At 39.8% G+C, this 14,896-nt stretch carries 16 protein-coding genes; 4 read left to right on the forward strand and 12 right to left on the reverse strand.

The window, feature by feature from the left end; translation table 11 throughout:
* Positions 1-9: 9 nt before the first annotated feature.
* From PDT38_RS08835 to lacA, 3 genes are read right to left on the reverse strand one after another with little or no spacing between them, the layout of a single operon-like run.
* Positions 10-945, reverse strand: coding sequence for a hexose kinase (locus PDT38_RS08835; RefSeq protein WP_270800622.1), 936 nt, complete (start codon positions 943-945; stop codon positions 10-12).
* A 25-nt stretch (positions 946-970) separates the two neighbouring features.
* Positions 971-1,489 (reverse strand): galactose-6-phosphate isomerase subunit LacB, encoded by a 519-nt coding sequence (gene lacB, locus PDT38_RS08840; RefSeq protein ID WP_270800623.1) that lies wholly within the window; start codon positions 1,487-1,489, stop codon positions 971-973.
* Between the two features lie 13 nt (positions 1,490-1,502).
* Positions 1,503-1,931: a galactose-6-phosphate isomerase subunit LacA gene (gene lacA, locus PDT38_RS08845; RefSeq protein WP_270800625.1), complete on the reverse strand. Its 429-nt coding sequence runs from the start codon at positions 1,929-1,931 to the stop codon at positions 1,503-1,505.
* A gap of 386 nt (positions 1,932-2,317) precedes the next feature.
* On the opposite strand from lacA, the gene PDT38_RS08850 reads away from it, so the two are divergent.
* Both PDT38_RS08850 and PDT38_RS08855 read left to right on the forward strand, forming a co-directional pair.
* Complete coding sequence (locus PDT38_RS08850) at positions 2,318-2,983, forward strand: DeoR/GlpR family DNA-binding transcription regulator (protein WP_270800628.1); 666 nt, start codon at positions 2,318-2,320, stop codon at positions 2,981-2,983.
* An 81-nt stretch (positions 2,984-3,064) separates the two neighbouring features.
* On the forward strand, positions 3,065-3,913 hold the full coding sequence (locus tag PDT38_RS08855) for a Cof-type HAD-IIB family hydrolase (RefSeq protein ID WP_270800630.1): 849 nt from the start codon (positions 3,065-3,067) through the stop codon (positions 3,911-3,913).
* A gap of 321 nt (positions 3,914-4,234) precedes the next feature.
* Here the strand turns inward: PDT38_RS08855 and PDT38_RS08860 are convergent, their stop codons facing one another.
* The 4 genes from PDT38_RS08860 to PDT38_RS08875 form a co-directional block, all read right to left on the reverse strand.
* Entirely contained in the window at positions 4,235-4,957 is a 723-nt protein-coding gene (locus tag PDT38_RS08860) for a LutC/YkgG family protein (protein ID WP_270800632.1), read from the reverse strand.
* Positions 4,954-6,390, reverse strand: a complete 1,437-nt coding sequence (locus tag PDT38_RS08865) for a LutB/LldF family L-lactate oxidation iron-sulfur protein (RefSeq protein ID WP_270800634.1) — start codon at positions 6,388-6,390, stop codon at positions 4,954-4,956. Before PDT38_RS08865 ends, PDT38_RS08860 begins: the two co-directional genes overlap by 4 nt.
* 38 nt (positions 6,391-6,428) lie before the next feature.
* Positions 6,429-7,145, reverse strand: a complete 717-nt coding sequence (locus tag PDT38_RS08870; protein WP_270800636.1) for a (Fe-S)-binding protein — start codon at positions 7,143-7,145, stop codon at positions 6,429-6,431.
* Between the two features lie 129 nt (positions 7,146-7,274).
* Positions 7,275-8,009, reverse strand: coding sequence for a FadR/GntR family transcriptional regulator (locus PDT38_RS08875; protein WP_270800638.1), 735 nt, complete (start codon positions 8,007-8,009; stop codon positions 7,275-7,277).
* Between the two features lie 166 nt (positions 8,010-8,175).
* On the opposite strand from PDT38_RS08875, the gene PDT38_RS08880 reads away from it, so the two are divergent.
* Entirely contained in the window at positions 8,176-9,867 is a 1,692-nt protein-coding gene (locus PDT38_RS08880) for an L-lactate permease (protein WP_270800640.1), read from the forward strand.
* A gap of 48 nt (positions 9,868-9,915) precedes the next feature.
* On the opposite strand, the gene rpoN is transcribed toward PDT38_RS08880, so the two are convergent.
* Positions 9,916-11,208 carry an RNA polymerase factor sigma-54 gene (gene rpoN / locus PDT38_RS08885; RefSeq protein WP_270800642.1) on the reverse strand — a complete coding sequence of 431 codons (1,293 nt, stop codon included), beginning with the start codon at positions 11,206-11,208 and terminating at the stop codon, positions 9,916-9,918.
* A 75-nt stretch (positions 11,209-11,283) separates the two neighbouring features.
* On the opposite strand from rpoN, the gene yvfG reads away from it, so the two are divergent.
* Positions 11,284-11,490 carry a protein YvfG gene (yvfG, locus tag PDT38_RS08890; RefSeq protein WP_270800644.1) on the forward strand — a complete coding sequence of 69 codons (207 nt, stop codon included), beginning with the start codon at positions 11,284-11,286 and terminating at the stop codon, positions 11,488-11,490.
* Positions 11,491-11,503: 13 nt separating this feature from the next.
* Here yvfG and PDT38_RS08895 read toward each other — a convergent pair whose 3' ends face one another.
* From PDT38_RS08895 to PDT38_RS08910, 4 genes are read right to left on the reverse strand one after another with little or no spacing between them, the layout of a single operon-like run.
* Complete coding sequence (locus tag PDT38_RS08895) at positions 11,504-12,472, reverse strand: polysaccharide pyruvyl transferase family protein (protein WP_270800645.1); 969 nt, start codon at positions 12,470-12,472, stop codon at positions 11,504-11,506.
* 15 nt (positions 12,473-12,487) lie between these two features.
* Complete coding sequence (locus tag PDT38_RS08900; RefSeq protein ID WP_270800646.1) at positions 12,488-13,633, reverse strand: DegT/DnrJ/EryC1/StrS family aminotransferase; 1,146 nt, start codon at positions 13,631-13,633, stop codon at positions 12,488-12,490.
* 5 nt (positions 13,634-13,638) lie between these two features.
* Positions 13,639-14,280 carry an acetyltransferase gene (locus PDT38_RS08905; RefSeq protein WP_270800647.1) on the reverse strand — a complete coding sequence of 214 codons (642 nt, stop codon included), beginning with the start codon at positions 14,278-14,280 and terminating at the stop codon, positions 13,639-13,641.
* Positions 14,281-14,883 carry a sugar transferase gene (locus tag PDT38_RS08910; protein WP_270800649.1) on the reverse strand — a complete coding sequence of 201 codons (603 nt, stop codon included), beginning with the start codon at positions 14,881-14,883 and terminating at the stop codon, positions 14,281-14,283.
* Positions 14,884-14,896 lie beyond the last annotated feature (13 nt).

Consider the following 14,896-nt stretch of genomic DNA (forward strand, 5'->3'; position numbering starts at 1 on the left):
GTCACTCCATTAAAGTTTTTGAACTTCCACTAGACTTGCATAATGAGTAAATTTTGCTTGATCCACATAACCTGTTTGCGCCTCCATTGCATTGAGAAGTCCAGCAGCCATACCGTACTTCAAAACAAACTCATCATTGAGATTCATTTCGATCGCTTTGGCTAATCCGGCCACAGTTGCATCTCCTGAGCCGACCGGATTGACAACGTTAATTCTCGGAATTTCAACATGATAAAAAACATTTTCATGTTTAACGAAAGCTCCCTCTGCACCTTGTGAGACAACAATCCATGGAATGCCAGCAAACATTTGATGGTTCAATATTTTTTTCCATTCAGCTTGGTCATTCCCAATGGAACAACCCAAGATTTGTCTTAACTCATTTACATTCGGCTTAATTAAATATGGTAGAGCTTTTTTATTCCGCAATGATTCTGTTAATGATTCACCAGAAGTATCTAAAATAACTGGAATATGATTTTCTCGAGCGATCTGTAACATCTCAGAATAGACGTCTTTTGTGAATCCATTCACAATACTACCTGAAATCGTGACCACTGCTATGTTGTTCAGCAGCTGACGAAAATGGTTTAAAAACAGCTTCTGGTCATCTTTGGTTAATGTCGGACCAGATTCAAGAATTTCTGTTTGCATCTGCTCATGTAAAATAGCAATACAATTTCTAGGTTCTTGATTTGTATGAAGAAACTGGTGTTTCATTTGGTCTTGATCTAGCAATCTTTCAATCAATTGACCTAATGATCCGCCTAGTACACCGGTGGATATGACGTCCATCCCTAATAAATGAGCAACTCTAGCAACATTTAATCCTTTTCCGCCTGCTGTTTTACTAGTATCAGCAACTCGATTGACATCATCGAGCTTGAGTTGATCAAGGCGATAAGAAATATCCACAGAAGGATTTAAGGTGACGGCTAACAGCATGAACAACTCTCCTTTATATCATCACTTAATCGTGATATTCTCCGCGATCCCATTTTGCAAGCAACTCATCAAAAAAATGCTGATTTCCCATTTGATTTTCTGTTGCATGATCTAAATCATTTATTTTTTTAATTAACTTTTGATTGTCAGGAGTTTCTTTGTATTCGCTTTCAACGAAAGTATCAATAATGGATTGGATAACATGCAATCCGGTAATCTTTCCACCAACCCCAATCACATTGGCATTTAATTGTTCTTTTGCATATTTTGCTGTTGTTAAATCACGGACAAGTGCTACACGAGCGCCAGGCACTTTACAAGCAGAGGTGGAAATACCAACTCCTGTTCCACATAAAACCACACCTAAGTCTGCTTTACTGGCAACAACTTCTTCAGCTACTTTTTTCCCGAATATCGGGTAATGAGTTCTTGTCATATCATAAGTACCAACATCAATCACATCATGCCCTTGACTTTTCAGATAATCTGAGACTTGCATTTTTATATCCGTTACAATATGGTCACAACCTATAGCAATCTTCATATTGTTTTCCTCCTTAGCACATTTTATTTAGCATATCTACACGAATTTGATGACGTCCTGCAGCATATTCAGATTTCAAAAATGCATCAACACAAGCTTTTGCTAATTCTTCACCAACAATGCCAGATCCTAGAGCAATCGCCATTGTATTGTTATGATTGCGAGTCATTTTGGCGGAATGTTCATCAGAAACTTCTGCACAAATCATCCCTTTACATTTATTCGCTGCCATAAATGAACCGGCACCAAACTGATCAATTAAAATACCGCGATCACCTTTATTGTCAAGGAGTGCTTGGACAACACGTGTAGTGGAGTCAACAAAGTCTAGATTTGTTTCTGGTGTTTGATCAATCACTTCATACCCCTGTTTGGTCAGGTAATCTTTTAATACTTCTTTTAAATGTATCCCATCTTGATCTGCGCCAATGAGTACTTTCATCTTTACTCCTCTTTTCTTTATTTTTAATAAATAATCATTTCGTTTCAAACATTATCGATATTATTTTAACAACTATTCAGCTTTTATAATGTTTGAAAATGTTCTATGATGTTAGATTATCATGTTCGTTTATAGCTGTCAATGATCTACAAAACAGATTGTTTTTTCTTCATAAGCCCAAGTTCCCCCTTGATATATTCGCTTTTATTTAGAAGTTGACAAAAAGTTGGTTTCAATTTATTCTTAATTTACAAAACGAACAATAACAAACAAATAAGGAGGCAAAAACAGGAGTTCATGATAAAAGAAGACCGATTTCATCTCATACTAGATTCAATTGAAAAAAAAGTATTGTTGAAGTTTCTGATTTATCCGAAACATTAAAGGTGACTGAAACAACAATTAGAAGAGACTTATCTGAACTAGAAGAACGTGGGTTACTGATGAGAGTTCACGGTGGTGCAAAAAAAAAAAAAACGGTTTCAACTTATACTGAATTAACCAATAGTCAAAAACAAACGATCAATGTAGAAAAGAAAAAAGAGATCGCAAAAAAATGTGCCTCTCTTATAAAAGACAATGACATTATTTTTATTAGTTCAGGTACGACGAATGACTTTATATTCGAATATGTAAATGCAAATCATGTAAATGTGATTACAAATTCAATTCATGTATTTAATCGAATAAAAGATCGCTCCAATTTTGACGTTGTATTAAGCGGTGGACGTTATCGCCAAAGAACCGGAACCTTTGTTGGCTATTTTGCTAATCAATTATTAAATGAAATCAAAGTGACGAAAGCATTTGTTGGAACAAATGGCATATCTGATTTGAATATGACAACTGCAAACGAAGAAGAAGGGAATGGATTACGAGTCATATTAGATCATGCACATGAACGCTATGTTTTGGCCAATAGCACAAAATTTAATGTTCAAGCATTTTTTTCTTTCTATAATGTAAAAAATATTACTGGTATTATTACGGATTCAGAAATCAATTATGATGTTGAAGATTACTACAAAAGATTTACTAGAATCATAAAATAATGTCAGCTAATCGATGCTCAGTCATTTACTCATATAGGTTATGGCCTTTTATGAATGACGTAGAAATACTTGGAGGTTTCGATGAAATTAATCGCAATTGATATGGATGGAACATTATTATCTGAAGATGGAACAATTAGTGATACCAACATTGAATCGTTGATAGCAGCCGAGAAAAAAGGGCACCGGATCGCGATCTGTTCTGGAAGATCCCATCATGATATTTCACAAATTCTCGAACATTATCGGCTGAATGCATCAATTATTAGTGGGAATGGCGGAGTAATTTATCATAATAGATTATTAAAACAATTGCTCCTCCCTCATAAGACAGTTGGAGAATTAATTGAAATTATTCAGAATGAGTGCTTGCTCTGCGAATTATATACTGACAAAGGCATCCTCATCAAAAAAAATGATCGGCAGATTCTTGAATGTGGATTAGCTGAGCAAGAACGATTAGATCCTGCCACAGCTGCTATTTATAAACGCGAGATGAAGAATTTATTTGCTCAAAAACAAATTCACTTTGTGAACCACTTTCACGAAGTGGATCTATCCACATTACGTATTTATAAAATAAACGCCATTTCTTATCGAAAAGAGAAACGAGACAGCTTACTTATCAAACTTAACAAACGCCATGATTTATCGATGACATCTGGAAGCCTAGGAGCGATAGAAATCGGTCATGCGCAAACAAATAAAGGATTTGGCTTAACTTTTTTAGCAAACTTTTTCACGATACCACTTAAACATACCGTTGCAATTGGTGACAATTTCAATGATATCCCAATGTTCGAAGCAGCAGGGGTCAGTATTGCAATGGGTAATGCTCATGAAAGTGTTAAAGCATATGCGACATATGTAACGGACGATCATCATCATAACGGTGTGGCAAAAGCTTTGAAAGATTACGTGTTATTCTAATATTTTATTGATTCATGTCCTACCTTGATTTACAGTAGAAACATCAAGTACAGCTGAGGTGATCTATTGTGAAATCTACTAATCGGATTCCTGCCGCCCTTTTCATTATTCTTGCTCTGTTTGTATCCATCTTTCTTAGTTTCCGACCGGAGCTATTGCAGCCTTCCGGTTACTCACTGACAGGTGATGGAATTTTAATTACCCGAACATTACTGATTGTTTCTTCATTGTTTTTTATCACTAAACTAGGATACTTTCTTTTAAGAAGTTAAACAGGGAAACCATTTTCACGGTTTCCCTGTTCGATTTTTTACATCCGTTTTATCGATCTGTCACCACAATATAAGCCGCTTGAATAGGTCCATGGACACCGACAACTAAATCCATTTCAATATCAGCTGAATTACTTGGTCCTGTAATATAGTTGATGCAAGACGGGATGACACTGCCGTCCGCAAGCTTTTGCTGGATGATCTCGCTTGCCTGTGTCATTCTTGGCACAATTGTGCTCTTCGGAACAATTGCAATATATGTCGTTGGCAATAGACTAACCGAACGCCCTTTGTCCTTTGAACTAAACAGGACAACAGTACCTGATTCGGCAAGGGTGATTTCACTAAAGGTGATTCCAATGTTTGCTTGTTCAGCCTGCTCGATATTTTTCTCTCCTGCAGCAGCATCCCATTCCCACACCTTTGTGCCTACTTGTGGCCAGCTGTCCATTAACAGATCGAACAGCCCAAACTGCCTAAAACGATCATCTTTTGGAACAATGACAGGCCCGCCTCCGAATCGCGCTACTTGTTTATCTAAAGCCTGATCCAATCCGACGGTGTCTGTTTCAATGAATTCGGTATGAATCTTCTCGCATTGTTCTTTTAATACTACGAGAAGATCATCTACAGAATAGCCTTGGTACACCCGGTACTGTGGTTGATAAGTGTAATCTGGGACAGTGACACCTGCTGTTCTTCGTTCACGACCAAGTTGATGTGCAATCCGATTTAAAAAACGTTCTTGATGTTGGATAGTTCCTTTTGTCATCGGTCTTCCCCCTTAGTGCCTGTTTGCCTATCTTGAAACCAGTCACGAAACCTTGAACGATTTGGTGCAGGAAAATCACGAATTTGCGTCCATTGTTTTAATGGCCCCGGTCCTTTCGTGAGTTTTTCCCCCTCTTGAAATGGCTTCATGGCCGCAGGTGCCCATTTCGATCCCATTTTATAAAGAGCTGGTGTTGATGTACCCAATCCGAATGCTTTCATGGCCAACTTTTCAGAAATAGGTGCCCGCCCTTCTTTTTCAACAATTTGCTGCCGGTGTTTTAAGAGCAACTCATGAAGAGGAATTTTGACAGGACAAGCTTCGGTACACGCTGCACACAATGATGAGGCATATGGAAGCTCTTTGTAATCATCATATCCTCCGAGAAGCGGTGATAATACAGCACCGATTGGACCTGGATAGATCGAACCGTAAGAGTGTCCGCCAACATGACGATAAACCGGACAAACATTGATGCACGCTGCACAGCGAATACATTGTAAAACAGATTGAAATTCGCTGCCTAGAATTTTTGACCGTCCATTATCAACGATGACAAGGTGGAATTCTTCAGGACCATCTGCTTCATCAGGCAGCCTAGGACCCGAAAGCGCCGTAATATAACTTGTCAGCCGCTGTCCGACGGCACTTCTTGTCAACATTCCGACAAGTACCTCAAATTCATGAAAAGATGGAACAATTCGTTCCATGCCCATTACGGTAATTTGTGTTTTCGGAATGGTAGACACTAAGCGGCCATTCCCCTCGTTTGTCACAAGACTGACAGAACCAGTATCTGCAATAGCAAAATTACAGCCGGTTATCCCAATATCCGCTTGCAAAAATTTCTTTCTGAGTACGGCTCTGGCATGCAGGACAAGCTCTTCAGGCTTTTCTGTTTGATGATAACCGATCCGTTCTTTAAAAAGGTCGCGAATTTGTTGTTTATTTTTATGAAGTGCTGGTGCAACGATATGTGACGGTGGATCTTGATGATCAATTTGCAGGATGTACTCGCCCAAATCGGTTTCAACAACTTCACATCCCTCTTGTTCAAGTACTTCATTCATATTTATTTCTTCTGTGACCATCGATTTTGATTTAACGATTTTTTTACCGTTTTTCTGTTTCACGACATCACGTATGTAGGAGGATGCTTCTTCAGCGGTCTCCGCAAAAAAAACATGCCCACCTTTTTTGGCGACATTTTCGGCAAGCTGTTCTAAATAATAATCAAGATTCTCTAGCACATGTTGTCTCATTTCTTCAGCTAACGACCGCCATTCTTCCCAGTTTCCTAGTTCTTCGGCTGCTTCCAGACGCCGCGCTCTTAACCGTTCCTGGGCACTTGAGACTGCCCCTCTCATGAAATCGTTTTCAATCCCTTTTGCGACACGTTCTTTAAATTTATCTGTTCCAATCTTCATTGCCATGACCATTTTCCCCCTTATCTGTACATGACCTTGATGTGTTATCTGCTGTTTAATACCTCTGCAATGTGCATCACTTGGATAGGCTTACCTTTTCTTTCGATCCGACCTCCGATATTCATCAGACAGCCACAATCTGCCCCAATTAAAACATCAGCAGCGGTTTCTTCGATACATGCCACTTTTTCATCGACCATTTGCTCAGAGATTTGCGACATTTTCACAGAAAAAGTGCCCCCAAATCCACAACAGTTATATTTATTTGGTAATGGTATGAATTCCAATCCTTTGACATGGCTGAGCAGTTTCATTGGTGCATCTGATACGCCAAGCAATCTTGTCATATGGCATGAAGTATGATAAGTCGCCTTTTTTTCAAGATGCGCTCCGACATCCTCTATTTTCAATACATGAACGATAAAATCCGTTAATTCGTATGTTTTATTAGCCAACCTCTGTGCTTTTTCCACCCAGTCAGGTTCATCTTTGAAGATGTGCGGGTATTCTTTAAACATAAACGCGCATGACCCCGATGGACTGACAACATAATCGCTGTGTTCAAATGCTTCAATCATTTGTTTCATCGCCTTTTTGGCGTCTTTCACATATCCGCTATTATAGGCGGGTTGACCGCAGCAAGTTTGCCTTTCCGGAAAATCAACTTCACAACCGAGCCGTTCCAGCAATTCAACAGTTGCTTTTCCGACATTTGTCTGAAACATGTCAACCAAACATGTGACAAACAGTGAAACTTTCATATGAATCCCCTCTCCCCATGTTGAAATAAATCAGGTCATCTGATGTTTAAAACCTTCTTCTTCCATCTTACACCTTGTTCATTTTTTTGGAAAGGGGGTTATTGGAAGTTTACTCATCAAAAAAACAGATCACTGGGATCTGCTTTGACCTGTTTCTTCAAAATAAGCGACCAGCACTTTTTCAACATTTGTTAGGTGCTCTAGCATCGCTTTTTCTGCTTTTTTGGGGTTCTGTTCTTTCACAGCCATATAGATGGCTTCATGTTCTTCATAAAGGCGTTTCATCGTTGTCTTTTTAGAAAACAGCCAAATTTTGCGTGTTTCTTTCATCGTTTCTAATAGAAGGGATGAGACATGGTTCATTAAGCTTTTTAACAAACCATTTTGTGAAGCACCGGCAAGCGCTAAGTGAAATGCAAAATCAGCTTTTTCACCAAGTTCATCATTTCCATCTGCCATTTTCATATTAATAAGCGCTTCCTTCATTCGCCTTAGATCAACTTCAGTCCGCTTTTGTACTGCTCCAGAGACAGCACCAATCTCGAGAATTTTCCGAACTTCAAGTAGATCACGGACATCGTTCTTTTTCATGAGCAAAGCAGCAGACAGCTGGGTGGAAATCTGTTCAGGTTCAAAGGTTTGTACATATGTACCTTCTCCTTGCTTCATCTCCACGATTCCCATTGCTTTTAAAGCGGACAGAGCCTCTCTAACTGCAGAGCGACTCACTTCAAAGCTTTCTGCTAGCGATTGAACGGAGTCTAGTTTATCACCTGGTTGAAGGTCCCCAGTCTTAATCATTTCAAGCAATGTTTCAGCCACTTCTTCATAGATTTTTTTCGTCTTGATTTGCTTGTACTTCATTTTTTTCACCTCAGGCTCGTGCTTCATTTTTCATATTATACCGTTCTTTCCAACATGAAAAAAGGATTGTATTTTATGGCAATCATTAATATAATGCTAAATGATTGGTCTTGTGATCATGTCATCTGATGATTAAAGACCATGATCGACAAAGGGGGAATTGAATATGGGATGGACACAAGATTATACGCCATTGGGGAACAATTTGTTGCTCTCTTCACTAGCCGCGCTGATACCGATTTTGTATTTTTTTTGGGCCTTGGCTATCAAAAGAATGAAGGGTCACACAGCAGGGATCACCACTTTGCTGATCACAGTGGTATTAGCCATTTTCATTTACGGTATGCCGGCAGAAAAAGCTGTGATGTCAGCAACTCAAGGGGCGGTATATGGACTGTTGCCAATCGGCTGGATCATTGTCACATCAGTCTTTTTGTACAAGCTTACAGTTAAAACTGGACAGTTTAAAGTGATTCGCAGCTCGGTTCTATCAATTACTAATGACCGTCGTTTGCAAGCACTTTTGATAGCGTTTTCATTTGGGGCTTTTTTAGAAGGAGCGGCAGGTTTTGGGGCACCGGTCGCGATTTCCGCTGCATTACTTGTAGGACTTGGGTTTAACCCTTTATATGCCGCAGGAATCTGCTTGATTGCTAATACGGCACCAGTTGCCTTCGGTGCGATCGGGATTCCGATTATCGCAGTCGAGGGACCGACCGGGATTCCAGCGTTAGAAATTTCAAAAATGGTTGGCCGACAATTGCCGTTTTTGTCTATTTTTATTCCGTTTTATTTAATTGTGATGATGAGTGGTTTTCGAAGATCTTTAGAGGTCTTACCAGCCATCTTAGTGTCAGGTATTTCCTTTGCGTTCACACAGTATCTCAGTTCAAATTTCTTAGGACCTGAACTGCCCGATATATTGTCAGCGATCATATCACTTGTTGCACTTGCTATTTTCTTAAAATTCTGGAAACCAAAAAGAATATTTAAATTTGCTTATGAAAAAGAAACAGCGGCAGGACAAGAAGCTAGACAGCTCAACAGTGATAAACAAACACATTCAGGTGGACAAGTTTTTAAAGCATGGTTGCCGTTTTTATTGCTTACAGCACTTGTCTCTATTTGGGGAATACCTTCCATGAAAAAGGCATTGACTGGACATTATACAGGGGACAACTCATTTCTGCTGTTCATTAATGAGATTGGGGAACGGTTATCATTTGCTCCTCGTGTGCCTTTTCTGGACAATCAAATTATTGATTCTAGCGGAAAACCGATTGAAGCCCTTTATAAACTCGATTTGCTTGGTTCAGTCGGGACCGCAATCTTACTTGCCGCAGTGCTTACTAAATTTGTAACAGCCGTGTCTTGGAAAGAGTGGGGAGCTGTATTGATAGACACGCTGAAGGAATTAAAAAAACCGGTTTTGACAATTGCAGCTGTTGTCGGCTTTGCTTATGTAGTTAACTCTTCTGGGATGAGCACAACACTTGGCATGTCATTGGCAATGACTGGTACAATGTTTTCATTTTTTTCACCTGTTCTTGGTTGGCTTGGTGTGTTTATTACAGGGTCTGATACATCTGCAAATCTCCTGTTTGGCAGCCTACAAAAAGTGACGGCATCATCGGTCGGAATGGAGCCTGTTTTAGCAGTGGCAGCTAATTCCTCAGGTGGAGTCACCGGAAAAATGATTTCCCCACAATCGATCGCAGTCGCCTGCGCCGCTGTCGGACTGACAGGTAAAGAATCTGACTTGCTCCGCTTTACACTGAAACATAGTATATTTCTCTTGTTTCTTGTCTGTTTGATCACGTTTTTGCAACATCATTTGTTTTCATGGATGATTCCATAAAAGGCAGAAAAACAGTCCGTGGAGAAAGACCACGGACTTTAGCCTTTGTTAATAACGTTTTCTGATAGATGAAGGCAAAATATTGAGCTGATCTCGATACTTGGCGACCGTTCGTCTTGAAATCACAATGCCATACCTCTCTTTTAATAAATTAGCTAGCTTTTGATCTGAAAGCGGTTTCATTTTATTTTCTTCTTCAACAAGAGAAAGGAGTTTCGCTTTGGCTGTCTGGTTGGAAGTATGACCGACACTTGCATCTTTAACTTTTGCTGAAAAAAAGCGTTTAAGTTCGCAAAGCTCATAAGGAGTTTGCACATATTTCCCCTTTACCGCTCGGCTGACCGTTGATTCATGAACTCCGAGAACATCGGCAACTTCTTTTAATGTTAATGGTTGAAGGTCGTCTTTTCCTTTTAGAAAATAATTTTGTTGGCAAGCAATAATTTCTCCCATCACTTTAGTCATTGTTTCTCTTCTCTGTCTGAGCGCCTGATCAAGCCATTTCCACTGTTTATATTTGTCAGCCAAAAAGACGGATGTGTCATCTTTTGCTCCTCGATTCAAGAATGGTTCATAAAATGAGTGTAATTGAATGTCCGGAAATGAACGACTGTTGAGCTCAAACATCACGATACCGTCTCGAATAAAAATCAGTACATCTGGTTCGATATAAACACTTCGTTCATCAGCTTCATATGCCAAACCAGGTCGTGGTGAAAGCTCTGTGATCAGATCTTGAATATGTTGTAGCTCTGCTAGGGAAAGTCCTGTTCTAGCAGAGAGCTCTTTCCAAGCTCTGTTTGCGAACAATTCAAAATAACTGGAGATGACTTCTTCTGCAGCTGCTGTTTCTTTTGGCAGGCGTTGCAATTGGATGAGAATACACTCCTGCAGCGAACGGGCGCCAACTCCTGCTGGTTCAAGAGATTGCAATTTTACGAGAACTTTTTCAATCTCTTCACTCGTTTCAGACAAATCAGACGCGATAACGAATAGATTTTCTGTTAAATAACCGTTTGTATCAAGGGAATTGATCAAGTATTGAAAAATTCGTGTTTCTCGTTTTGATAGTTGTAAATCGAGCGCCTGGCGTTTTAGAGCGGTTTGTAAATCTTCCTGAGTTTTTGCTGTTTCAGGTCTTTGTAAAACCTGATCTGTTTTATGGTAAAATGATCGAGGAATATCAGAATCTTTTCGTTCAATAAGAGGGTTTTCCAGTGAGAGTTCATCAATCTGATTGTTTAGTTCGGCTGAAGTATACTGCAGAATTTGAATGGCTTGTGTCAGGTTTTGGGTTAAATAAAGCTTTATCGTTTGTTGTTGCTGAACATGCAAGTTCATGAGCTTTCCCCCTCTCTTCATTAGTTTACACGATTCATTCCATACCGTATAGACTTTTAAAGGAGTGTTTTTTAAATGACAGAACTTTTTTCAGTACCGTATTTCATAGAAAATTTAAGGGCACATATTGAAATGAATCCAAACGAGGATAAGATTCATGCGATGAACAGCTATTACCGCTCGGTCGTCTCAACGCTTGTTCAAGATCAATTGACAAAAAACGCAGTTGTCTTAAAACGGATTCAGCATTTAGATGAGGCTTATACCAAAGTAAAAGATTGATGAAAACCGGCTGTTATCTTTGAACAGCCGGCTCTTTTTCTGTTTGATGTTGGATGAGCTTTGTGTATGGAATATCCTTCATCCATGTATTGTAATAGTTTGCATTTTTCCCATATGAATTATCAATCACGACATTTTCCTTTTGCAACAAACACGATAAAATATGACCGTGTAACCTTGATGTCTCAACAGATTCATAGCGGCTGAAAAAGCCGATCGATTTTGTGACGAGATAATCGGAGTAACGTTTCCAATAAGACGCGATTGGCAGCAGATTTCCCACCTTTTTATTGAGCATGTTTAATGTCTGTAATCGTTTAATTCCACGTTTATCACGATCTGATAAGATTACGTTCCAGTCATATGTATCTTGTTCACTTTCGTTTTGTAAACTGCTGTTTGCTTCTTTATCTGTTCTGATTAATCGTAAAACAGGAGCTAAAGGTTTTTCAGTTGGTTCAATCGGCCACAGCTGATGAGCCATATCAGGCATCATCCTAATATGTTTTACTTCTTGGAAATGTTCATTTGCAAATTGGAATGATGCTAATTCCCTCGTGAATAAATACAGGTCGGGATGGGATTCTAATATATGCTTAGACATCTTGATATGCTCTTCATTTTCATAATAAATCGATTGCGGCAAAATGACAATTCGATTTTCGGGATAATGCTTGATGACAAGTTCTCTAAACTGCTGAAAATGCGGATATAAATCACCAAAATTACCGCCGCCTTGACAGACAATGATCACATCTTTATCAATCTTTCGGCCCGGAATGAAATTTTCAGCGTTCCACCTTTCACGCACTTTGATCCCATAGTTTTGAAAAAAAGCTTCCGTACCTTTCATAATCAGAAGATCCCCTACATTCCCATACAGAGGATAATCTAAATAAACTACTGATGAACCCTTTGGAATAGCATCTAACAATTCTCCAAGCTTTTCTTTTAAACTGTCCATAGAATAAGTTTTAGCCATGTATACGCCTACCTCTCATTGATATTGAATTTGCTGAACAAGCATTTGAATAATTCGGTCTTGTTCTTCTTTTGTTAAACTGGAACCTGAAGGCAGACAGAGACCTCTCGCAAATAAATCATCACAAACAGAGTCATCTTCATGATGTGGATAAAAAACGGCATCTTGAAAGAGCGGTTGTCTATGCAATGGTTTCCACAGTGGCCGCGCTTCAATGTTTTCGTTGGCAAGTGCTTCAATGATTTCTCCTGGTGTCGTTTTCATCTTTTTCTGATCAAAAGTTAAGGTCGTTAACCAACGGTTTGACATTCCTTGTTCAGGCATAAACTCGATTCCATCGATTTCAGAAAGCGCTTCTTGATATCGTTGAAAAACAGCACGCCGTGCGTTTACTCTGTCATCCAAAACGGCAAGCTGAGCAACCCCAATTCCAGCCAGAACATTACTCATCCGATAATTGTAGCCGGCTTTTTCATGCTGATAGTGAACCGCTGGCTCACGGGCTTGTGTTGCTAAAAACCGAGCCTTTTTCAAGGCATCTTCATCATCACTAACAAGCATTCCCCCGCCTGAAGTCGTAATAATTTTATTACCGTTAAATGAATAAATACCAAATCGACCAAAAGCTCCACTCTTTTTGCCTTTGTAGACAGAACCAAGCGATTCGGCCGCATCCTCAATCACAGGCACAGCATATTGATCACAAATAGCAAGGATCTCGTCCATTTTTGCACTTTGACCATATAAATTGACAACAATGACGGCTTTTGGAAGGTTTCTGTTTCGTTCAGCTTCGTCCAATGCGCGCTCAAGTGCTTGTGGAGACATGTTCCAAGTATGTCTTTCAGAATCGATAAAAACCGGTCTTGCTTGTTCATATAAGACAGGATTTGCACTAGCTACAAATGTAAAAGCAGAACAAAATACTGTGTCACCTTTTGTAACTCCCAATAGTTTGAGTGCAAGGTGAATTGCAGCAGTCCCTGAGCTGACGGCAGCTGCTCCAGCTGTTCCTACATAATCAGCCAGTTTTTCTTCAAATGTATTAACAAGCGGGCCAAGGGGAGCAATCCAGTTTGTTCGAAATGCTTCGGCAATATAACGCTCTTCCTCTCCGCTCATATGTGGCGGTGATAAAAAAATTCGCTTCTTTTGACTCATTGTTTTCACCCTTTTATGCTGTTTTTGATGATTCTAGCAGGTATTCCGACAGCAGTTGTATCATCTGGAATATCATTGATGACTGTTGCTCCTGCCCCCGTTATGCTCCGGCAACCAATCGTTTTTCCTGGAATCACGACCGTTCCTGCACCAACATGTGCACTTGCCTTCACTTTAACCCCTCCGGTTAAAACCGTTCCTGGTGAAAGGTGAACATAGTCACCAATTTGATTGTCATGTTCAACAATGACACCGGTATTGATGATACTGTGAGCACCAATATGGGTATCAGCTTGGACAACACTCGCGGCCATCACGACTGTTCCGTTTTGAATCTGTGCCGATTTGCTGATCACCGCAGATGGATGAACAAGTATCGTATAACTTTCGAGTGGAAGACCGAGACGCTCAAACAGCTGTTTTCTCACAGTGTTAGCACCGACACCTAGAATAAATTGAACATCTGGGAGAGCTTGAAAGAGCTCTATTGCGGCACTTGAAGGTCCTTTATAGAGGTTGTTTTCAACATGGAGGTTGACAAACTTGTCATCAAGAATCCCGACAAGCTCAGTGTCATGCAGTTCTTCAATGACCTCCCGAATCACCTTGCCATGACCACCATCTCCGATCACCACCACTTTTCGCATTTAAGCATTCCTTCTCCCTGTAAATTTTTCAACTGTCACATGCTGATCTTGGCTGATGCCATCAGACTTCAGCACTTTTACTACTGTTAAAAACAGAATTTTAAGATCTAGAAAAAAAGACCGGTGATCAACATACCAGACATCGAGTTCAAACTTTTCCTCCCATGTCACTTTATTTCTTCCATTAATTTGCGCCCAACCCGTAATACCTGGTCTGACCTCATGCCGCCTCCATTGTTTTTTTGTATAAAGAGGAACATATTCCATTAAAAGCGGGCGCGGGCCGACAAGACTTAAGTCACCTTTAATGACGTTTAACAACTGTGGTAGTTCATCCAGGCTTGTTTTTCTGATCAGCTTACCCGTTCTTGTCATCCGCTTTTCATCACTGAGTAGATTTCCCGCCTTGTCTCTTTCATCAGTCATTGTTCTAAATTTATATAAAGTAAATGGGTTACCATCCAAACCGGGACGAACTTGGCGAAAAAGGACAGGAGAACCGATTTTCCATTTGATAAGACAAGCTGTTAACATCATCGCAGGACTGAGAACAACTAGAAGAACTAACGCTGATACAAGATCAAAAAGTCGTTTAACTTTCACAAAAACCGTACCC

Origin of the sequence: Bacillus changyiensis, from assembly GCF_027706145.1 — a bacterium.
Taxonomy (GTDB): Bacteria; Bacillota; Bacilli; order Bacillales; family Bacillaceae; genus Bacillus; species Bacillus changyiensis.